Annotated in this window: 21 protein-coding genes; 19 read left to right on the top strand and 2 right to left on the bottom strand. The window is 70.8% G+C overall.

The features are described 5' to 3' along the window. The 18 genes from ptsP to BM145_RS13165 all read left to right on the top strand — a co-directional run bounded on the left by ptsP (nt 1) and on the right by BM145_RS13165 (nt 17,396). Nucleotides 1–2,277, top strand: a complete 2,277-nt coding sequence (gene ptsP / locus BM145_RS13250; protein ID WP_093334125.1) for a phosphoenolpyruvate--protein phosphotransferase — start codon at nt 1–3, stop codon at nt 2,275–2,277. 105 nt (nt 2,278–2,382) lie between these two features. After that, nucleotides 2,383–3,324 carry a helix-turn-helix domain-containing protein gene (locus tag BM145_RS13245; RefSeq protein WP_093334124.1) on the top strand — a complete coding sequence of 314 codons (942 nt, stop codon included), beginning with the start codon at nt 2,383–2,385 and terminating at the stop codon, nt 3,322–3,324. Nucleotides 3,325–3,362: 38 nt separating this feature from the next. Next, nucleotides 3,363–4,292, top strand: coding sequence for a YbgF trimerization domain-containing protein (locus BM145_RS13240; RefSeq protein WP_093334123.1), 930 nt, complete (start codon nt 3,363–3,365; stop codon nt 4,290–4,292). Nucleotides 4,293–4,619: 327 nt separating this feature from the next. Continuing rightward, entirely contained in the window at nt 4,620–5,600 is a 981-nt protein-coding gene (gene tilS / locus BM145_RS13235) for a tRNA lysidine(34) synthetase TilS (RefSeq protein WP_177200211.1), read from the top strand. 60 nt (nt 5,601–5,660) lie between these two features. Beyond that, nucleotides 5,661–7,646, top strand: a complete 1,986-nt coding sequence (gene ftsH / locus BM145_RS13230; RefSeq protein WP_093334121.1) for an ATP-dependent zinc metalloprotease FtsH — start codon at nt 5,661–5,663, stop codon at nt 7,644–7,646. 73 nt (nt 7,647–7,719) lie between these two features. Next, the gene (locus BM145_RS13225; protein ID WP_245739337.1) at nt 7,720–8,085 is read left to right on the top strand and encodes a hypothetical protein; all 366 of its coding nucleotides are present in this window, start codon (nt 7,720–7,722) and stop codon (nt 8,083–8,085) included. Between the two features lie 45 nt (nt 8,086–8,130). Then, a complete protein-coding gene (locus BM145_RS13220) occupies nt 8,131–9,381 on the top strand; it encodes a glutamate-5-semialdehyde dehydrogenase (RefSeq protein WP_093334120.1) in 1,251 nt (416 codons plus the stop codon). A 31-nt stretch (nt 9,382–9,412) separates the two neighbouring features. Then, nucleotides 9,413–9,676 carry a hypothetical protein gene (locus tag BM145_RS13215; protein ID WP_093334119.1) on the top strand — a complete coding sequence of 88 codons (264 nt, stop codon included), beginning with the start codon at nt 9,413–9,415 and terminating at the stop codon, nt 9,674–9,676. Beyond that, a complete protein-coding gene (locus tag BM145_RS16630) occupies nt 9,664–9,951 on the top strand; it encodes a type II toxin-antitoxin system RelE/ParE family toxin (RefSeq protein ID WP_093334118.1) in 288 nt (95 codons plus the stop codon). Before BM145_RS13215 ends, BM145_RS16630 begins: the two co-directional genes overlap by 13 nt. Then, entirely contained in the window at nt 9,948–10,553 is a 606-nt protein-coding gene (locus tag BM145_RS13205) for a nicotinate-nucleotide adenylyltransferase (protein WP_093334117.1), read from the top strand. The genes BM145_RS16630 and BM145_RS13205 overlap by 4 nt, the downstream gene beginning before the upstream one ends. A gap of 41 nt (nt 10,554–10,594) precedes the next feature. Continuing rightward, nucleotides 10,595–10,987 carry a ribosome silencing factor gene (rsfS, locus tag BM145_RS13200; RefSeq protein ID WP_093334116.1) on the top strand — a complete coding sequence of 131 codons (393 nt, stop codon included), beginning with the start codon at nt 10,595–10,597 and terminating at the stop codon, nt 10,985–10,987. Nucleotide 10,988: 1 nt separating this feature from the next. Continuing rightward, nucleotides 10,989–11,411, top strand: coding sequence for a 23S rRNA (pseudouridine(1915)-N(3))-methyltransferase RlmH (locus BM145_RS13195; RefSeq protein ID WP_093334115.1), 423 nt, complete (start codon nt 10,989–10,991; stop codon nt 11,409–11,411). Between the two features lie 32 nt (nt 11,412–11,443). Further along, nucleotides 11,444–12,616, top strand: coding sequence for a murein hydrolase activator EnvC family protein (locus BM145_RS13190; protein WP_093334114.1), 1,173 nt, complete (start codon nt 11,444–11,446; stop codon nt 12,614–12,616). Between the two features lie 117 nt (nt 12,617–12,733). After that, nucleotides 12,734–14,080 carry a S41 family peptidase gene (locus tag BM145_RS13185; protein ID WP_093334113.1) on the top strand — a complete coding sequence of 449 codons (1,347 nt, stop codon included), beginning with the start codon at nt 12,734–12,736 and terminating at the stop codon, nt 14,078–14,080. Further along, complete coding sequence (locus tag BM145_RS13180; protein WP_093334112.1) at nt 14,077–14,550, top strand: disulfide bond formation protein B; 474 nt, start codon at nt 14,077–14,079, stop codon at nt 14,548–14,550. Before BM145_RS13185 ends, BM145_RS13180 begins: the two co-directional genes overlap by 4 nt. Further along, nucleotides 14,547–15,080 carry a demethoxyubiquinone hydroxylase family protein gene (locus BM145_RS13175; RefSeq protein WP_093334111.1) on the top strand — a complete coding sequence of 178 codons (534 nt, stop codon included), beginning with the start codon at nt 14,547–14,549 and terminating at the stop codon, nt 15,078–15,080. The genes BM145_RS13180 and BM145_RS13175 overlap by 4 nt, the downstream gene beginning before the upstream one ends. 24 nt (nt 15,081–15,104) lie before the next feature. Then, on the top strand, nt 15,105–15,608 hold the full coding sequence (locus BM145_RS13170) for a hypothetical protein (RefSeq protein WP_143090189.1): 504 nt from the start codon (nt 15,105–15,107) through the stop codon (nt 15,606–15,608). A 378-nt stretch (nt 15,609–15,986) separates the two neighbouring features. Beyond that, nucleotides 15,987–17,396, top strand: a complete 1,410-nt coding sequence (locus tag BM145_RS13165; protein ID WP_093334109.1) for a hypothetical protein — start codon at nt 15,987–15,989, stop codon at nt 17,394–17,396. Nucleotides 17,397–17,405: 9 nt separating this feature from the next. On the opposite strand, the gene BM145_RS13160 is transcribed toward BM145_RS13165, so the two are convergent. Further along, the gene (locus BM145_RS13160; RefSeq protein WP_093334108.1) at nt 17,406–18,041 is read right to left on the bottom strand and encodes a DedA family protein; all 636 of its coding nucleotides are present in this window, start codon (nt 18,039–18,041) and stop codon (nt 17,406–17,408) included. Nucleotides 18,042–18,114: 73 nt separating this feature from the next. Here BM145_RS13160 and BM145_RS13155 point away from each other — a divergent pair, with 73 nt between their 5' ends. Continuing rightward, complete coding sequence (locus tag BM145_RS13155) at nt 18,115–18,912, top strand: aldo/keto reductase (protein WP_093334107.1); 798 nt, start codon at nt 18,115–18,117, stop codon at nt 18,910–18,912. A gap of 138 nt (nt 18,913–19,050) precedes the next feature. On the opposite strand, the gene BM145_RS13150 is transcribed toward BM145_RS13155, so the two are convergent. After that, nucleotides 19,051–20,451 (bottom strand): UdgX family uracil-DNA binding protein, encoded by a 1,401-nt coding sequence (locus BM145_RS13150; RefSeq protein ID WP_093334106.1) that lies wholly within the window; start codon nt 20,449–20,451, stop codon nt 19,051–19,053. Nucleotides 20,452–20,475 lie beyond the last annotated feature (24 nt).

The following is a 20,475-nucleotide window of genomic DNA, read 5'->3' as shown; positions in this document are numbered from 1 at the left end:
ATGCCCGCCACGGCCGCCGCCTCCGCCCGCGAGATCCTCGTCCGCCTGCACGACGTGATGGCGTCGCGCGCGACCGCGCAGGCGAAGCTGAACCAGGTGGTGCGCATCATCGGCGAGGCGACGACCAGCGAGGTGTGCTCGATCTACCTGCTGCGCGAGGGGGTGCTGGAGCTCTACGCGACCGAGGGGCTGGCGCAGGAGGCGGTGCACGTCACCAAGCTGGCGCTGGGCGAGGGGCTGGTCGGCACCATCGCGGAAGCCGGCGAGGTCCTGAACCTGGACGAGGCCGCATCGCATCCCGATTTCCGCTACATGCCCGAGACGGGCGAGGAACGGTTCCACAGCTTCGCCGGCGTGCCGATCGTGCGGCGCGAGCGGACGGTGGGCGTGCTGGCGGTGCAGCATGCCGAGCAGCGCCGTTACGCCGATATCGAGATCGAGGCGTTGCAGACGGTGGCGATGGTGCTGAGCGAGCTGATCGCCAATGCCGGGCTGATCGATGCGGCGGCGAGCGGCGGCAATCGCCCGCAATCGACCGCCTCGCTGCGGCTCGCCGGGCAGAAGCTGGTCGACGGCATGGGGGCGGGCTGCGCGGTGTTCCACCAGCCGCGCGTGCTGATCGAGCATACCGTCGCCGAGGACACCGATGCCGAGCGGCACCGCGTCTACGCCGCCTTCGACAAGATGCGCGAGCAGATCGACCGCATCGCGCGCGAGGCGGAGTTCGGCGTCGGCGGTGAGCATCTGGAGGTCATCGAGACCTACAAGATGTTCGCCTATGACGAAGGGTGGCAGCGGCGGATCAACGAGGCGATCGAGAGCGGGCTGACCGCCGAGGCGGCGATCGAGCGGGTGCAGCAGCGCACGCGCCAGCGGATGCGGCAGATCGACGATCCGCTGCTCGCCGACCGGATGCACGACCTGGAGGACCTGTCGAACCGGCTGCTGCGCATCGTCGCGGGGCAGATGGGCACGGCGGCGCAACTGGGCCTGCGCCAGGATACGATCCTGATCGCGCGCAACCTGGGCCCGGCGGAGCTGCTGGAATATGACCGGCGGCGGCTGAAGGGGGTGATCCTGGAGGAGGGGTCGCTGACCGCGCACGTCACCATCGTCGCGCGCGCGATGGGGGTGCCGGTGCTGGGCCGGGTGCGCGACGTGCGGCGGCTGATCGCGGAGGGTGACCAGCTGCTCCTCGACGTCGGTGAGGGCAGCGTGTTCGTGCGGCCGTCGGCGGCGATGGACGAGGCGTTCGAGGCCAAGCAGGAGCTGCGGCAGAAGCGTCGCGCGGCCTTCGCGGCCTTGCGCGACGTGCCGCCGGTGACGATCGACGGCCACCGGGTGACGGTGATGGTCAATGCCGGGCTGCGCGACGATGCCGCCGCGCTGGACCTGACCGGCGCCGACGGCATCGGGTTGTTCCGCACCGAGTTCCAGTTCCTGGTCTCCGCGACGCTGCCGCGGCGCGAGCGGCAGCACCGGCTGTACCGCGAGGTGCTGGAGATCGCCGGGACACGGCCGGTGGTGTTCCGCACCATCGACATCGGCGGCGACAAGGCGTTGCCGTATCTGAAGGTCGCCGACGCCGCGGACGAGGAAAATCCGGCGATGGGCTGGCGCGCGCTGCGCCTCAGCCTGGAGCGCGACGGATTGATGAAGGTGCAGGCGCGCGCGCTGCTGGAGGCGGCGGCGGGGCGGACGCTGAACGTGATGTTCCCAATGGTGTCGGAGGCGTGGGAGTTCGACGAGGCGCGAGCCTTGTTCGAGGAGCAGCGCGGCTGGCTGGCGGGGCGGGGCAAGCGGCTGCCCGACCATGTCCGTTACGGCGCGATGCTGGAGGTGCCGGCACTGGCCGAGCAGCTCGACCTGCTGCTGCCGCGGCTCGATTTCCTGTCGATCGGCACCAACGACCTGACGCAGTTCCTGTTCGCGGCCGACCGCGCCAATCCCAAGCTGGCCGATCGATACGACTGGCTGTCGTCGTCGATCCTGCGCTTCCTGCGGCGGGTGGCGGCGGCGGCCACCGCGGCGGGCGTGCCGATCGGCGTGTGCGGCGAGATGGGCGGGCGCCCGCTGGAGGCGATGGCGCTGATCGGCGTCGGCATCGACCGGTTGTCGATCACGCCGGCGGCGGTGGGGCCGATCAAGGCGATGATCCGCTCGCTCGACCACGGCGCGATCGTCGCGGAGATGGAGCGGCTGCTCGCCCGGCCGCCGCGCGACATGCGCGGGGCGCTTACCGCCTGGGCGGGTGAGCGCGGCGTGGAACTGGCCTGACGCGCTGCGGGCCGACCGGGGCGAAACCATCGGTGCGCGGCGTTGACAGGGCCGGGTGGCTCTGGGAAATGTCCTCGCGGGCTACGGGGCCATCGGAGTGAGTGCATGAACGAGGTGGAACCCGGCTTGGCCGCGGCGGCTTCAGCGCCCGAGCGTGCCGGCGATCGCCTCCGCGCCGCCCGCGAGACGCAAGGGTTGACGCTGGCGGAGATCGCGCAGCGCACCCGCGTGCCGCTGCGCCACCTGTCGGCGATCGAGGACAGCAACTACGCGGCGCTGCCGTCGCCGACCTACGCGGTGGGCTTCGCGCGCGCCTATGCCCGCGCGGTCGGGCTGGACGAGGTGGCGACGGCGCAGACCGTGCGCGGCGAGCTGCGCCACGTCGAGCGGGCGCCCGAGTACGAGCCGTACGAGACCGCCGACCCGGCGCGGGTGCCGTCGCGCGGGGTGGCGATCGTCGGGCTGGGGCTGGCGCTGGCCATCGTGGTGCTGGTCGGCCTGTGGTACGGCACCGATCTGTTCCGCGGCGGCGGCGCGAAGCCGGTGACCACCGCCGAGGTGCCCGCCGCGACCTCGCCCGTCGCCACCGCGCCGGTCGCCGCGCCGACCCCGGCGGCGCCGCGCCAGGTGTCGCTGACCGCGGGCGAGAACGAGGTGTGGCTGCGCGTCTACGATGCCGCCAACGAGACGCTGTACCTGGGCACGCTGGCGCCGGGCGCGACGTTCGACGTGCCGCCGGGCGCCGACCGGCCGAAGATCAACGTCGGCCGGCCCGACCAGCTGATCGTCAAGGTGGACGGGCGGGCGGTGCCGCCGCTCGGCGACGGCAAGCGCCCGATCAAGGACGTGCCGGTCGACCCCGTGTCGATCGCCGCGCGGCTGACCGGCGCGCCCGCGGCCGCTGCGACGCCGGCCGCCGCCTCGCCCGCGACGCCGGTGCGCCCGGCCCGCACCGATGAGCGTCGTGCGGTGGCGACGGAGACGCAGCGCATCGATACCGAGGCGGACGAGCTGCCCGCCGCCGCGAATTCCACCGATCTGCCCTGACCCCGATCTGTCCTGAAAAGGCGAGGACCCGCATTCCCATGACCAGCCGCTCCGTTCTTCGCCTGATCCTGCCCGCGACGACCCTGCTGGTCCCGGCACTGCCCGCCGCCGCGCAGAGCAACGTCGAGGGGCGCGTAGCCAGGCTGGAGGGCGAGATGCGAGCGGTGCAGCGCAAGGTGTTCCCGGCCGGCGCGGCGGGCGGGTTGCAGCCCGACATCGTCGCCGCGGCGCCGCCGGTGGACGGGCCGGGCAGCCCGGCGTCGAGCGCGATCGTCGACCTGACGCAGCGGGTGACCTCGCTGGAGCAGCAGATGGCGACGCTGACCGGCCAGACCGAGCAGAACGGGTATCAGCTGCGGGTGCTGCGCGAGCAGTTCGAGGCGTACAAGCGGTCGACCGACGCGCGGCTGGCCGCCGCTGCGACCGCCCCTGCGCCGTCGCCGATCGCGGGTGCGCTGGAGGAAAGCGACGTGCCGGCGGCCCGGCCCGCCCCGACGCGGCCGGCACCCGCGGCGGAGCGTCCCGCGACGACGCCCGCGCGCGCGCCGACGGCGGCGATCGACCGGCCCGCCACCGGCGATCCGGCGGAGGATTCCTACCTCGTCGGCTATCGCCTGTGGGAGGCGAAGCGTTATCCGGAGGCGCAGGCGGCGCTGAAGAAGACGGTGGCGGATTACCCCAAGAGCCGCCGGGCGAGCTACGCGCAGAATCTGCTCGGCCGGGCCTATCTCGACGACGGGAAGCCGAGTCTCGCGTCGATGGCGTTCTACGACAATTACAAGAAGATGCCCGACGGCGAGCGGGCGCCGGACAGCCTGTTGTATCTGGGGCAGGCGTTGCAGCGGCTGAACAAGCCGGCGGACGCGTGCAAGGTCTATGACGAGTTGACCGACGTCTACGCAGGCAAGCTGTCGGCGACGATGCAGGCGGACGTGGCCAAGGGGCGGACGGCGGCGAAGTGCAAGTGATGCGAGAGGTGGGGCGGGGGAGCACCCAATTCTGATCCTCTCCGATCGGAGGTAGTTGCGACTCCTTTCCTTGCCTTTCACCCTCCCCGACGCAGTCCGGGGTCCAGTTGGGCAGCTGTTTGAGTTGCTCGCGATGCCTTTCCCACCTGGGCCCCGGCCTTCGCCGGGGAAGGGAGATGGACGATCACAGCGACGCCTTATGGGCGATCGTCGGTCAGGCGGCGGGCGCCATCGTTGCTGCGGACACCGCTCCGTCATGCCTGCGACATGCCACCTTGCCTCGCAGGGGAGGATCGGCTCTTCGCTGTTGGCCATGAACGGATGGAGATGATCGCTCCCCAACCTCACCATGTCTTGCCGACCACGGTGGTGGAACGGTTCGCGCACGACTGGCGCCGGGCCATCGGGGACGAGGCGGGCGGTGCGCTGGTGGCGCTGTCCGGAGGTGCGGACAGCAGCGCGTTGCTGCTGCTGATGGCCGGCCTGGGACGGGGCGACGTGCACGCGGCGACGGTGGATCACGGGCTGCGGCCCGAGGCGCGGGCCGAGGCGGTGGCTGCGGGAGAACTCGCGCGGCGTTGCGGCATCCCCCACGCGATCCTGTCGGGCGCGATGCCGCGCCGCGTCGAGCAGAGCGCCAATCTGTCGGCGCGGGCGCGGGCGCTGCGCTATCGGCTGCTGGAGGAGCATGCGGCGGCGGTGGGCGCGCGGTGGATCGTCACGGCGCATCATGCCGACGACCAGCTGGAGACGATGGTGATGCGGCTGAACCGCGGTGCGGGCATCCGCGGGCTGGCGGGGGTGCGGGCGCGGCAGGGGCGGGTGGTACGGCCGCTGCTCGGCTGGCGGCGCGCGGAGCTGGCAGCGATCGTCGCGGTGTGCGGCGTGGTGCCGGTCGACGATCCCTCCAATGTCGACGACCGGTTCGACCGGACGCGGCTGCGCAAGGTGCTGGCCGGGGTGGACTGGCTCGACCGGCCAGCGATCGGGCGGAGCGCAACCGCGCTGGCGGAGGCGGAGGCGGCGATCGATTGGGCGGCGGAGCGGCTGGCGGGCGAGGTTTGCGTGTTCGGTGCGGGCGAGGCGTGGGTGTCGGTGGAGGGAGTACCCGTGGAGCTGCGCCGACGGCTGGTCGAGCGGTGCCTGCGCCATGTCGATCCGGCGATCTCGCCGCGGGGCGAGGCGGTGGGCCGGGTGATGGCGCGGCTCGATGCCGGGGCGGCGGGAACGCTGGGCGACGTCGGCTACTCCGTCGGCCGCGACGGACGCTGGAACTTTCGCGAAGCGCCGCCGCGGCGCACGCACTGATTGTCGCCGCGCGCGCGGTTGTTCCATTGCCATTAACCTCTGCTCGCTTATCTTGATCGCATGAGCGACAACCTTAAGCAGCGCGGGCCCGGCAACGGCGACAACGGGGGCGGCGGCAACGGCCCCAATCCGTGGATGAAGAGCCTGCTGATCTGGGTGGCGATCCTGCTCGGCCTGGCGATCTTCGTGACCATGGTCGACGGACGCCAGGCAGGCGCGGGCGCCGACCAGATCGCCTATTCGACCTTCCTCGACAAGGTCGACGAGGGATCGGTCCGCGACGTCAACATCAGCCGCGACATCATCACCGGCACGACGACGGCGGGCGAGAAGTTCCGCGCCTATCCGATCGCCGACGCGACATTGGTGCCCAAGCTGCGCGAGAAGGGCGTAACCATCTCCGCCAAGCCGGAGGATGGGCCGTCGATCTGGATGGTGCTGTTGTATCAATCGCTGCCGTTCCTGCTCTTCCTCGGCATCGCTTTCTTCGTGCTGCGCCAGATGCAGAAGGGCGGCGGGGCGAACGGCGCGATGGGCTTCGGCAAGAGCCGCGCCAAGCTGCTGACGCAGAAGGAAGGCAAGGTCACCTTCGACGACGTCGCCGGCATCGACGAGGCGCGCGAGGAGCTGACCGAGATCGTCGAGTTCCTGAAGGACCCGACCAAGTTCGCGCGGCTGGGCGGCAAGATCCCCAAGGGCGCGCTGCTGGTCGGCTCGCCCGGCACCGGCAAGACGCTGCTTGCCCGCGCGATCGCGGGGGAGGCGGGGGTGCCGTTCTTCACCATCTCCGGCTCCGACTTCGTGGAGATGTTCGTCGGCGTCGGCGCCAGCCGCGTCCGCGACATGTTCGAGCAGGCCAAGAAGTCGGCACCGTGCATCGTCTTCATCGACGAGATCGACGCAGTCGGCCGCCATCGCGGCGCCGGGCTGGGCAACGGCAATGACGAGCGCGAGCAGACGCTGAACCAGCTGCTGGTCGAGATGGACGGGTTCGAGGCGAACGAGGGGATCATCATCGTGGCGGCGACCAACCGCCCCGACGTGCTCGACCCTGCGCTGCTGCGTCCCGGTCGTTTCGACCGTCAGGTCGTGGTGCCGCGGCCCGACATCGAGGGGCGGATCAAGATCCTCGAAGTCCATATGAAGAAGATCCCGCTGGCGCCCGACGTCGACGCGCGCACCATCGCGCGCGGTACGCCGGGCTTCTCGGGCGCCGATCTCGCCAACCTGGTCAACGAGGCGGCGCTGATGGCGGCGCGCAAGTCGAAGCGGCTGGTCGCGATGGCCGAGTTCGAGGAAGCCAAGGACAAGGTGATGATGGGCGCCGAGCGGCGGTCCATGGTGATGACCGAGGACGAGAAGCGGATGACCGCCTATCACGAGGCGGGTCACGCGATCGTCTCCATCCACGAGCCGGCGTCCGATCCGATCCACAAGGCGACGATCATTCCGCGCGGCCGGGCGCTGGGCATGGTGATGCGCCTGCCGGAGCGCGACTCGTACAGCTATCACCGCGACAAGATGTACGCGAACCTGTCCGTCTCGATGGGCGGACGCATCGCGGAGGAGCTGATCTTCGGCTACGACAAGGTGTCGTCGGGCGCGTCGGGCGACATCCAGTACGCGACCGGGCTGGCCCGCGACATGGTCACCAAATGGGGCATGTCGGACAAGGTCGGGCCGGTGGAATATGCGCAGCCGGAAGGCGAGTCGTTCCTGGGCTATTCCTCGTCGCAGCCGGTGCGGATGTCGAACGCGACCGCGCAGCTGATCGACGACGAGATCAAGGGCATCGTCGAGGGCGGGCTGGCGCGTGCCAAGCATGTGCTGAGCGAGCATATCGACCAGCTCCACCTGCTCGCCGGCGCGCTGCTCGAATATGAGACGCTGTCGGGCGACGAGATCAAGAAGCTGATCGCTGGCGAGGATCTCGGCCGTCCCGATCCGGGCGCCAAGGCGAGCGTGGTGCCCGCCGCGGGCACCTCGATCCCCAAGACGCGGCGGCCGACCGGGCCGTTCGGCAATCCCACCCCGCTGGGCGCCTGATCGGGCACCCGCGGGTTCAGCATCCCGCAAGCTGGATGGTGGCATGGGCCGTTCCTCTCTGAAGGATCGGCCCATGTCGCGTCTGGCTCGCTACGCTCTTCTCCCGCTGATCGCGCTGGCCGCCCCGGCGTCGGCGGCTATGACGGTCGGCACCTTCGTGCAGCGCGCCAACGCCCTGCGCGACATGGGTTTCGCGGCGATGCTCGCGCCCGATTTCCAGGTGCTGAAGGAGGAGGCGCGCGTCGCCAAGCAGCAGGTGCGCGCGGAGAGTGCCGCGCGGCAGCGGGCCGGCAAGAAGCCGATCGCCTGCGTGCCGGAGGGCGAGACGATCGGCATCGAGGAGATGATCGACGGGCTCGCCGCCTTGCCCGCCGCCGACCAGCGCCGGCCGCTGAAGGACGGCTATGCCAAGGTGATCGCGCGCCGCTTTCCCTGCTGAGCCGCGTCTGGCGCGAGGGCGCGCGCGCGTGCTAGCGCCGCCCGCATGACCGATCCTGCCGTGCTGATCGCCGAGATGGGCGCGCGTGCTCGTCGCGCGGCGATAACCCTCGCGCGGCTCGGCAGCGAGCGCAAGAGCGATGGGCTGCGTGCCGCCGCCGCCGCGATCCGGGAGGATGAAGCGGCGATCCTCGCCGCCAACGCCGACGATCTCGCCCGCGGAGCCGGGCTGGGCGCGGCGATGCTCGACCGCCTGCGGCTCGATCCGGCGCGGCTGGCGGCGATCGTCGCGGCGGTGGAGACGGTGGCGGCGCTCGACGATCCGGTCGGTGCCGAGATCGACCGGCGCGTACGGCCCAACGGGCTGGTGCTGGCGCGCGTGCGGGTGCCGATCGGGGTGATCGGCATCGTCTACGAAAGCCGACCCAACGTCACCGTCGATGCCGCCGCGCTATGCGTGATGAGCGGCAACGCCGCGATCCTGCGCGGCGGCAGCGAGGCGGGGGCGAGCAGCCGGGCGCTGCACGCCGCCTTCGTGCGCGGACTGGCGGCGGCAGGACTGCCGGTGGACGCGGTGCAACTGGTGCCGACCGCCGATCGTGCCGCCGTCGGCGCGATGCTCGGCGCTGCGGGGATCATCGACTTGGTCGTGCCGCGCGGCGGCAAGGGGCTGGTCGCGCGCGTCCAGGCGGAGGCGCGGGTGCCGGTGCTGGCGCATCTCGACGGGATCAACCACGTCTATGTCGACCGATCCGCCGACCCGGCGATGGCGGAGGCGGTGGTGGTCGACGCCAAGATGCGGCGCACGGGGGTGTGCGGCGCGATGGAGACGCTGCTGGTCGATTCCGCCTATCCGGCCTCCCCGGCGTTGTTGGGGAAGCTGGCGGCGGCGGGCTGTGCCCTGCGTGGCGATGCCGCCGCGATGACGCTCGCGCCCGGGCCGATGGTGCCGGCGGGCGAGGAGGATTGGGATACCGAATATCTCGACGCGGTCTGCTCGGTGGCGATCGTCGCGGGCGTCGAGCAGGCGATCGCGCATATCTCGCGACACGGGTCGCGCCACACCGACGCGATCATCGCCGCCGACGAGCGCGTGGCCGAGCGATTCCTGGCGGAGGTCGACTCGGCGATCGTGCTGTGGAACGCCTCCACCCAGTTCGCCGACGGCGGCGAGTTCGGACTGGGCGCGGAGATCGGCATCGCCACCGGCCGCCTCCACGCGCGCGGGCCGGTCGCGGTGGAGGGGCTGACGACGTACAAGTGGGTCGGTCGCGGCGCGGGGCAGGTGCGCGGTTGAACGGTGTCGGTGTTGAGCATAGGTTGTGCGTATGAACAGGATGGTGTCGATCACCGCCAGCATCGATCAGGAAACCTCGTCGATGGTGGCGCAAGCCGCCGAGCAGCGCGGGATCACCGCCGCCGAATATGCGGCGGAGTCGATCCGGCGTGTGGCCGAGAGCGATGCCGATTACCGTGCCTTTCTCCAGGCAGGCATTGATGCCCTCGGACGCGGCGACGCCGTGCCGCATGACGAGGTGATGGCCGAACTCGATGCGATGATCGCCAAGCATCGGGCGCGATGCGACGGATAGTCTGGTCTGCGCCCGCCGTCGACGATCTGCGAGGCATCGATGACTGGCTGACGAGGAACGCCGATCCCGAACATGCCGTGCAAGCGCTGGAGGCCGTTCGGCGTTGTGCGGCGTGGCTTGTCGATTTCCCACGAGGCGGTCGCCCCCACCGGGATGGGGCTCGTGTTCTGCGCATCTACGGTACGCCGTACCTGATCCGCTACATCGTCACCGACGATCGGGTCGAAGTGTTACGCGTGCATCACGAGCGGGAGAACTGGCACGTGGCGCCTTGACCCGCATCGGCCTGCTCGGCGGCAGTTTCAATCCGGCGCATCGGGGGCATCGGCGGGTGACACTGGCGGCGATCGACGCGTTGGGGCTGGACGAGGCATGGTGGCTGGTGTCACCGGGCAATCCGTTGAAACCCGCCGCGGGCATGGCGCCGCTGGCGGTGCGGCTCGCCTCGGCGCGGGCGATGGCGCGGCGAACGCCGATCCGGGCGAGCGACATCGAGGCGCGGCTGGGGACGCGCTACACCGCGGACACGCTGCGACAACTCCGGCGACGCTATCCTAGGAAACGCTTCGTCTGGCTGATGGGGGCGGACAATCTGGCGCAGTTCCACCGATGGCGCGACTGGCGCGGGATCGCGCGGATGATGCCGATTGCGGTGATCGCGCGTCCGGGGTATGACGATGATGCTCTCGCGGCCCCCGCGATGGCCTGGCTGCGGCGGTTCCAGCATCCGCGGTCGGCGGCGAAGACTTGGACGACGTGGAGTTTGCCGGCCATCGTGCTGCTGCGCTTCCGCCCCGATCCGACGTCCGCGACGGCCCTCCGCGCCGTCGATCCCGACTGGCACCGTCGCCATCCCGGCGCCGGCCGGTCCTCCTAGGAGCTCCCTTGGCCACTTCCCCTTCGCGTTCCACCCCCCGCATGTCCGACGCCGCCGAGATCGAGGCGCTGCACCGGCTGGTGCTCCAGTCGCTGGAGGACGACCAGGCGGTGGAGACGGTGACGATCCCGCTCGCCGGCAAGTCCACCATCGCCGATCATATGGTGATCGCCAGCGGCCGCTCGACCCGGCAGGTCGCGTCGATGGCGCAGAAGCTGTCGGAGAAGATCAAGGCCGAGGTCGGCCGCAGCCCTCGCATCGAAGGGCTGCCCACCGCCGACTGGGTGCTGATCGACGCGGGCGACGTGATCGTCCACCTGTTCCGGCCCGAGGTGCGATCCTTCTACAATCTGGAGCGGATGTGGTCGTTCGGCGACGCGCCGCCTGCCCCCGAGGCGCCGAGTGTCGGAGCGCCCGAGGCTCCCACGCACTGACGTGCTGCTCCACATCGTCGCGCGCGGGCGGATCGGGCGGTCGCCCGAGGCGGACCTGGTCGACCGTTACCTGAAGCGGATCAGCTGGCCGACCAGGGTCAGCGAGCTGCCCGACGTCGGCGGGCGCGAGCCGGCGGTGACGGGGCAGGTACGCCGCGTGCTGCTGGACGAGAAGGGCGAGGTGCTGGGCTCCGCCGCTTTCGCCGAGCGACTGGGGCGATGGCGGGACGACGGGGTGCGCGAGGCGCGGTTCCTGCTCGGCGCGGCCGACGGGTTCGACGACGCGGCACGGGGCGAGGCGGACCTGCTGCTGTCGTTCGGCCGCGCGACCTGGCCGCACCTGCTGGCGCGCGCGATGCTGGCGGAACAGCTGTTCCGGGCGACCAGCATCCTGGCGGGGCATCCCTATCATCGCGAAGGGTGACGGATCATCGAGGGTGGATTAGCACCGGCCGCGTGAAGCGTGCGCTAACCATCCTGTCGCTGTTCGTGCTGGTCGGGCAGGCGGCCGGACAGTCGGCTGGCCAGGTGCCGACCCTGGCCGAGCGGCGCGCCAGTCTCGACGAGACGGAGCGGGCGGCGGCGATCGCGTCGGCGCGGGCGGAGCAGTTGCTGGTGGCGGCGGAACGCGAGCGCGCCGCGGCCGCGCGCGCCGCCGCCGACGAGCGGGCGCTCGCCGCGCGCGTCGCGGCCTCGGTGGCCGAGTTGGCGGCGGCGGGCGCGCGGGCGGCGCTGATCGACCGGTTGCTCGCCGAGCAGCGCGCGCGGCTGGCCGAGCAGCGAGCGCCGGTCGCGCAACTGCTCGCGGCGCTGCAATCGCTGGCCGCGCGGCCGGCGATCGTCGCGGCGGTGCAGCCGGGATCGGTCGACGACCTCGTCCACCTGCGCGCGGTGCTGGGCAGCGCGCTGCCGGTGATCGAGGCACGGACGGCGGAAGTGCGCGCCGACCTGGCACGAACGCGGCAACTGCGCTGGCGCGCCTCGCTGGCCGCGCGCGCGCTGCAAGAAGGGCGCGCGCGACTGGAAGCGGACCGCGTCGCGCTCGCCGCGGTGGAGGCGCGCCACCGCGACCGGGCAGCGGCACTCGGCCGCGACGCGCTGTCGGCCGGGGATCGCGCGCTGGCGATGGGCGAGCGCGCGCGCGACTTGGTCGACCTGATGGCGGACGACGATGCCGAGGTGGCAACCGCGGGCGAACTCGCGCAACTACCCGGCCCGATCGGCCGGCCGCTGGCGCCCGGCAGCGTGGTGCCGCCCGCGCCGCGCGGCCTGTACCGATTGCCAGTGCAGGGGCGCGTGGTGACAGGCTTCGGCGAGTTGGCGGACGGTGGCTATCGCGCGCGCGGGCTGACGCTGGCGGTACTCGCGGGCGCGCCGGTGACGGCACCGGCGGCGGGGGTGGTGCGCTATGCCCGGCGCTTTCGCGGTTATCGCGGCATCGTCGTGATCGACCATGGCGAGGGCTGGGTCAGCCTGCTCACCGGCCTGGAACAGGCCAGCGTCCGGCCCGGCGACCGGGTGGCGGCCGGCCAGCGGATCGGCAGCGCCGGTCGCGACGAGCAACCGCGGGTGACGGTGGAACTGCGCCGGCGCGGCCGCCCGATCGACGCCGCGGCGCTGATCGGCTGAGGTCCGGTGCTGTCCGCCCCGTGCGGACGGTCAGCGGCGGTTCAGCCATCCGGGCGCTTTGATGCGGTGCGCTTTTCCGCTAGAAAGCACGCACTTCCTCCCGACCACGGAACCTTCATGCGCCGTCCGCTCCTTACTGCCACTGCGATCGCCGCCGCGCTGTCGGCGATCCCGCTTGCCACCGCGGCGATGGCGGCGGCCGATACCGATACCTACCGCGAGTTCGATCAGTTCCTGGACGTGTTCAACCGGATCAAGGCGGATTACGTCGACAAGGTCGACGACAAGACGCTCATCAAGGGCGCGATTCAGGGGATGCTGACCTCGCTCGACCCGCATTCGAGCTACGTCGACGCGCTCGATTTCCAGAACATGCGGATCATGACGGAGGGGAATTACGGCGGCCTCGGCCTGACCGTCCAGATGGAGGACGGCGCGGTCAAGGTGGTGGCGCCGCAGGAGGATACGCCCGCTGCCAATGCCGGGGTGAAGTCCGGGGACTATATCACCCATATTGATGGCAAGCTGCTCTACGGCGGGACGCTGGACGAGGCGGTGAACGCGATGCGCGGAAAACCGGGCACCAAGATCGCGCTGACGCTGGTCAGGCCCGGCACCACCAAGCCGATCGACGTCACCCTGGTACGTCAGGTCATCACCCAGAAGCCGGTCAAGTGGGAGGTGCGTGGCGACGTCGGCTATATCAACATTAACACCTTCTCCGAGGCGACGGGCGCCGACACGCGCGGGGCGATCATGGCGATCGACAAGGCGCTGGGGCACCGGCCGCTCGGCTACGTCGTCGACCTGCGCGACAATGGCGGCGGGCTGCTGACGCAGGCGATCGCGGTCAGCGACGCGTTCCTCGACCGCGGCGAGATCGTGTCGCAGCGCGGGCGCGAGAAGACCGACATCGAACGCTATTTCGCCAAGCCCGGTGACGACGCGCACGGCCTGCCGGTGGTGGTGCTGACCAATCCGGGCAGCGCCTCCGCGTCCGAGATCGTGGCGGGTGCGCTGCAGGATCATCACCGCGCGCTCATCATGGGCGAGCGGTCGTTCGGCAAGGGATCGGTGCAGACGCTGCTGCCGCTGGGACCGGAGACGGCGCTGCGGCTGACCACGGCACGCTACTTCACCCCGTCCGGCCGGTCGGTGCAGGAGGGCGGGATCGAGCCCGACATCCGCGTGCCGCAGATCAGCGATCCCGATTACAAGACACGCCCCGTGTTCCGCGAGGCGGACCTGCGCCGCCACCTCATCAACGAGGTCAAGGCGGACAACGCGATCCTGGAGGAGGATACCAAGACCGATCCGCGCTTCGCCGCCACGGCGGACCAGCTGAAGAAGCAGGGGATCGAGGATTTCCAGCTCTACTACGCGCTGAAGACGGTGGCGCGGCTAGGCGGGGCGACGCAAGTCGCGGCGGCGACTAGGTCGCCGGTGAAGACGACGCCCAAGTGAGGTCGCTGCGCACCGCCAACATCCTGGCGTTGCTGCTGCCCGCGGGGCTGCTCGCGGGGGCGTGGGGATCGCAGCTGATCGGCGGGCTCTACCCGTGCGAGATGTGCCATTGGCAGCGCTGGCCGCATTACGCGGCGGTGGCGCTGGCGGCGCTCGGCCTGGTCATGCCCGGCGCGAGGCGGCCGCTGGTGGTGCTCGCCGCGCTGGCGATCGCCGCGTCGGGGGTGATCGGCGTGCTGCACGCCGGCGTGGAATATCACTGGTGGAACGGGTTCACCGCCTGCACCTCGACCGTCGACATGGGCGGACTGGACGCGGCGGCGCGGCTGAAGGCGATCCTGGCGGCGCCGCTGGTGCGCTGCGACCAGGCGCAGTGGACGTTCGCGGGCGTGTCGCTGGCGGGGTTCAACGCGATCCTATCGCTCGGCGGTGCGTTGGTGATCCTGGCGATGTTGAGGAACGCGAGATGAGCTGGAAACCGGGTGACCGCCGCGAGGTGACCGACGCGATGATCCGCGTCGACCAGGCGGGCGAGTATGGCGCGACGCGCATCTATGCCGGGCAGCTGGCGGTGCTGGGCGACCGGCACCCGTCGAGCCGCGCGATCCACCACATGGCGGCGCAGGAGGAGCGGCACCGCGCCTTTTTCGACCGGATGATCGTGGAACGCGGTGTGCGGCCGACGCTGTTCCAGCCGTTCTGGAACGTCGCGGGCTTCGCGCTGGGCGCGGCGACGGCGGCACTGGGGCCGGACGCGGCGATGGCCTGCACCGCCGCGGTCGAGACCGAGATCGACAAGCATTACGCCGAGCAGCTGGAGGAACTGGGCGACAGCGACCCGGAGCTGTCCGCGGCGATCGCCGATTTCCAGGCCGAGGAGCTGGAACACCGCGACCACGCGCTGGCGGCGGGGGCGGAGAACGCGTTCGGCTACCCGATCCTGTCCGGCTTCATCCGGCTGGGCTGCAAGGTCGCGATCGCGGCGGCCAAGCGAATCTGAGCATCCATGTTCCGGGAGAGTGACATGAAGACGATCATCCTGGCGGCGCTGGCGCCCGTCGCCCTGGCGGCGATGCCCGCCGCCGCGCAGCAGGCGGGGCCGCCAGCGCCGCCGACGGGCAAGCTGACGCCCGCGCAGGCGGCGCTGCCCGGGATCGATCGCGCCAGGCCCGTCTCCGCCCCCGCGGCGGTCGGCCGCGGCGCGCCGGTCAACGGCGTGCTGGTCCTCTACGGCAACGAGAAATGCCCGACCAACAACGACGGTGACGAGATCGTGGTGTGCGAGCGGCGCGGCGCGGACGAGCAGTTCCGCGTGCCCAAGGAGCTGCGCAACATGGTCATCACCCCGGAGAACCGCAGCTGGGCGGCGCGCGCGCAGGATACGCTGAGCGCGGGCGCGGGCGTCAACTCGATCGGCAGCTGCTCGGCGGTGGGCGCCGGTGGCGCCACCGGTTGCTGGGGACAGGCGGCCGCCGCCAATCGCACCGCCAACGCCGAACGCCGCCGGGCGCAGCGCGAAGGGCAGTAAGAGATCGCGATCGGGCTTGGATACCGTCATCGCCCTGTGGACGACCGCTCACCCGGCGGGGTGCTGTCGATCGGCTGCGGCATTGCTCCTCGGGCACGATAAATCGGGCATCGCTCCGTCCTTGGACCCTCCCCGAATCCGCATTACCTTCGTGCCGGTGATCTGATCCGGTCGGGCGCCGGTATGGAGCGGATCGATATCCAGTATCTTCCCACCGCGGAGAAGGCCGGGGTCCGGTAGGGAAGGTTCTTGAAGAGGTGCCAGGACTCGACATGCCTGTCCCCCATCTGGGCCCCGGCCTTCGCCGGGGTGGCTGGAAGGGCGAAAACCTGTCTACGCTGAATGTCGGTCCAGTGTAGGCCGGGTGGGGTGATCGTGATGGAGACGGAGGCAGTGCGGCCGGATCGCGGGGTGCGGGCGATGCTGTTCCTGCTCGTCTGGCTGTCGGTGGCGTGGTTCGGCTCCTGGGAGCTCAACCCCAACAACGCGGTGCGGATGTTCGCGGCGGTCAGCCTGGTCGAGCAGGGCGACGCCACGATCGACGAGTTCGCCGGCCTGACGATCGACAAGGCGACGTTCGGCGCCCACACTTATTCCGACAAGGCGCCGGGCATGACGCTGCTCGCGGTGCCGGCGGTCGCGCTGGCGACCTGGGCGACGGGCACGACCTCCGCCGACCACGGCCTATCGCCGTACGATCCCGGCTTCGCGCGCTTCCTGCGGCTGCGACAGCGAATGGCGGTGGCGCTGGGGCCGGCGCTGCTCGCAGGGCTGGCGGCGGTGCTGCTCTACGACATCGGCCTGGCGAGCACCGGCGTGCGCGGCGCCGCGCTGTTCGGCGCGGTCGGCACGATGCTGGGCACGCCCTTATGGGGCTGGTCGACCACGGTGACGGGGCACGCGGCGGTCGCCGCCCTGTACTTGGTGGCGATCCGGAACTTCCTCAGTCCGCCCGGCACGCGCGCGGCACTGCTCGGCGGCGTGGCGCTGGGGCTGGCGGCGGTGGTCGAGTATCAGGCGGTGATCGCCGGATCGGTGATCGCCGGCTGGGCCGCGTGGCGCTGGCGCGACACGGCGGAGGGGCGACGCGCGATCGCCCTCGCCGCGGCGGCGGGCCTCGCCGGGCTGATGCCGCTGCTCAGCTACAATCTGCTCGCCTTCGGCACGCCGTTCCGCATCGGCTATTCGGGCGTCGAAGGGTTCGACGGCATGAAGCAGGGCCTGTTCGGGCTGGGCTGGCCACGCATCGCCGTGCTGGTCGAGATCCTGGTCGGCGACCGGCGCGGGCTGTTCTGGGTGGCACCGGTGCTGCTCGTCGCGCCGCTCGGCCTGGCGTCGCTCGGAGACCGGCCGCGGACCCGGTCGCTGGCGGTGATGGCGGCACTGGCCGCGGCGGCGGTGCTGCTGGTCAACGCGGCCTATGTCTACTGGGACGGCGGCAACTCGACCGGTCCGCGCCACGCCATGCCGGCGGCGGCGCTGCTCGGCATCGGCCTGGCGCCTTGGTGGGCAGGCCTGCGCACGGCGTGGGAGCGGTGGGGCGTGGCGGCGCTGCTCGCGCTGTCGGTGGCGATCAACGCGGCGATCGCGGCGGCCGACGTCTTTGCGCCGCCCGAGTACCGCTATCCCTTCTGGCGCTACGTGATGAAACAATGGTTCCTGCGCGGCGACTTGCGCACCTGGCCGAGCGAGTGGCTGGGCTGGACCGCGTGGCACGGCTTCGCGCTGTATCTCGCGGTGGCGGTGCCACTGGGGATGTGGTTGGTCAGGCGGGTGGCGCGATACTAGACCAGCCGACTAGGCGCGGTTTTTCCTGATGCCGCGGATGCGGTGCCAGACGTAAAGGGCGACCAGTGCGACCAGCACCAGGCCGATGGCGAGGTCGGCTTGGTGGAAGGCGGCCTTCAGGCGCGGGTCGCTGTTCCACTGGTCGCCCAGCTTCATCCCCACCCAGGCGAGACCCAGGCAGAACGGCCAGGAGCCGATAAAGGTGTAGAGGTGGAACGGCACCAGCGGCATTCGTGCGACGCCCGCGGGAAAGGCGATAAAGGTGCGGATGACGGGCAGCAGCCGGCCGACCAGCACCGCGAGATTGCCCCAGCGCGCGAAGAAGCGATCGGCCGCGTCGAGCTCGTCCGCGCCGATCAGCAGGTACTTGCCCCAGCGCTCCGCCACCGGGCGGCCGCCGCGCTTGCCGACCTCGTAGGCGACGATCGAGCCGAGATTGCAGCCGAGCGCGCCGGCGGTGGCCGCCAGAAATAGGTCGAACTGCCCCGTGGAGACGAGATAGCCCGCGAACGGCATGATGAGTTCGGACGGCAGCGGCACGCAGGCGCTCTCGATCGCCATGAGGAGGGCGATGCCGAGGTAACCGCCCCAGGAGATCACCGCGATGACGAACGAGGCGAGCGCGGACAGGATCGTTTCGAACATGGGGCCTTGCGTTGGTCGATCGGCGGCGAAGCGTCAATCGGAACCACGATCACGGACGGGTGGTTGGGGGCGGATGACAGACCTTACCCTGAACGACGGCCGCACCATGCCCCAGCTGGGCATGGGCACGTGGCAAATCCCCGACAGTCAGGCCGCGGCCGTGGTGCGCAAGGGGATCGACCTCGGCTTCCGGCTGGTCGACACCGCCGCGATCTACAACAACGAGCGCGGGGTCGGCGAGGGGCTGAAAGGCACGGCCGTGTTCCTGACCACCAAGCTGTGGAACGATCGCCAGGGCGATGCGGAGGCCGCGCTGGACGAGAGCCTGGCGCTGCTCGGCGTCGACGCGGTTGACCTGTATCTGATGCACTGGCCGTCGCCGGCACAGGGGCGGTACGTCGACGCGTGGCGGGCGATGGTGGGCCTGCGCGATGCGGGCAAGACCCGGTCGATCGGCGTGTCGAACTTCCTGCCCGAGCATCTCGACGCGATCCGAGAGGCGACAGGGGTGACGCCGGCAGTCAACCAGATCGAGCTGCATCCGACCTTTCAGCAGCGGGAGAATGTTGCCTATCACCAGGCGCACGGCATCGTCACGCAGAGCTGGAGCCCGATCGGGCAGGGCAAGGGGCTGCTCGACGACGCCGACATCGTGCGGATCGCCGACAAGCACGGCCGCTCGGCGGCGCAGGTGGTGATTGCCTGGCATCTGACGAAGGGCTATTCGGTGATCCCCAAGGCATCTAGCGCCGAGCATCTGAGCGACAATCTGGCCGCGGAGGACCTGACGCTCGACGACGAGGATGTGGCGGCGATCGACGCGATGGACCGGGAGGACGGTCGGTTGGGACCGGAGCCGAACTCGATGTAGAACGATCAGGCCAGCGCTAAAAACCGTCGTCATGCCGGGCTTGACCCGGCATCCATGGTTCCGCGTGACCAACGGCCTGAGAGTTCGCGGCACGATGGACGCCGGATCAAGTCCGGGGTGACGATTAAGGAGCGTTCCCTACCCCAGCGACGCGTGGGCCGTCCGCAGATCCTCGACGAAGCGCGCATATTCCTCCGCCTTCTTCGCCTCGTCGGGCAGGCGCAGCAGGTAGCTCGGGTGGACGGTGATCCACGCCGCGCCGCCGCCGGGTAGCTCCAGCACGCGGCCCCGCTCGCGCGAGATGGTCATCGGCTTGCCGAACAGCGAGCGGGCGGCGGTGGCGCCGAGGGCGACCGTCACCTGCGGGCGGATCAGCATGCGTTCCTGATCGATCCACCAGTGGCACGCCTTGATCTCGCCCGCGCCCGGCGAGGAATGGACGCGGCGCTTGCCGCGTTGCTCGTATTTGAAATGCTTGACCGCGTTGGTGACGTAGACGCGGGTGCGGTCGACGCCCGCTTCGCCCAGCGCGCGGTTGAAGACCTGGCCGGCGGGACCGACAAAGGGGCGGCCGGCTAGGTCCTCCTGGTCGCCGGGCTGCTCGCCGACGAACATCAGCGCCGCGTCGACCGGACCCTCACCGAACACGGTCTGGGTGGCGGGCTTGTAGAGCGGGCAGCGTGTGCAGCCGGCCGCCTCGTCGCGCAGCGCCTCCCACGCGGCCAGGCTGTTGCCGCCGATGCCGGCATGATCCTTGGCCTGTGCGGTCTCGATCATCGTCGCCTCCCTGGCCTGCGCGTCGGCGAGCAGTTGCGGCACCAGCGCGGTTTCCGGCATGTTCTTCCAGTATTTGCGCGGCATCTCCTTCAGCATCGCGCCGACCTTGACGCGGGCGGGATTGAAGATGTTGGCGTAGTAGGTTTTCCACACCTCCTCCGTCGGATCGCCGTCGGGCGCGTCGGTCCGGGCCGCGCCCGGCCCTTCGGACAGTGCGGTGCCGTTCCAGTGGATCGACACCTCCGGCGTCAGGATCGACCAGCGCATGCTGGCGAAGCGGTTGACGAAGAAGGCGGCGTTGGCGCGGACGATGTGGTGGTCGGGCTCGAACCAGGCGACGTAGCGCGGGCCATCCGCATCGGCCGCCTCGCGGAAGCGAAGAAAGGCGCGCATCTTGTGGATGTCGCGGCGCACGTCCTTGGCGATCCGCTCCACCCGGCGGATCAGCGGATCGGCCTGATCCTCCATCAGCTTTGGCTCGCGACGCAGGCGGGTGAGCGCGGTGTAGAGCAGCGCGAACCGTTCGGGGTCACTCGCCAGCACGACGTTGCGGGCGAGATCGAGGAACGCGCGCGGCACCGCGAAGCCGGGCGAGGGGGCGGGCGCGGCGCGGCTCTCCGCCTCGCCGGCGAACAGGTCGGTGGGCACGTCGCCGACCTGCCACACGACATCATCGGAGGGCGTGCCGTCGGCGGCGAGGCCGCGGGCGGCGTCGCGCCAGGCGTCGAAGTCGTCGGGGGCGGAGAGGGTCACGACGCGCATCCGCCTTCAATTCGTTGACGGGCA

This window comes from Sphingomonas rubra, from assembly GCF_900115745.1.
Taxonomy (GTDB): Bacteria; Pseudomonadota; Alphaproteobacteria; order Sphingomonadales; family Sphingomonadaceae; genus Sphingomonas; species Sphingomonas rubra.
Note: the sequence above shows the minus strand (reverse complement) of the source record. Positions and strands in the feature narration are given on the sequence as shown.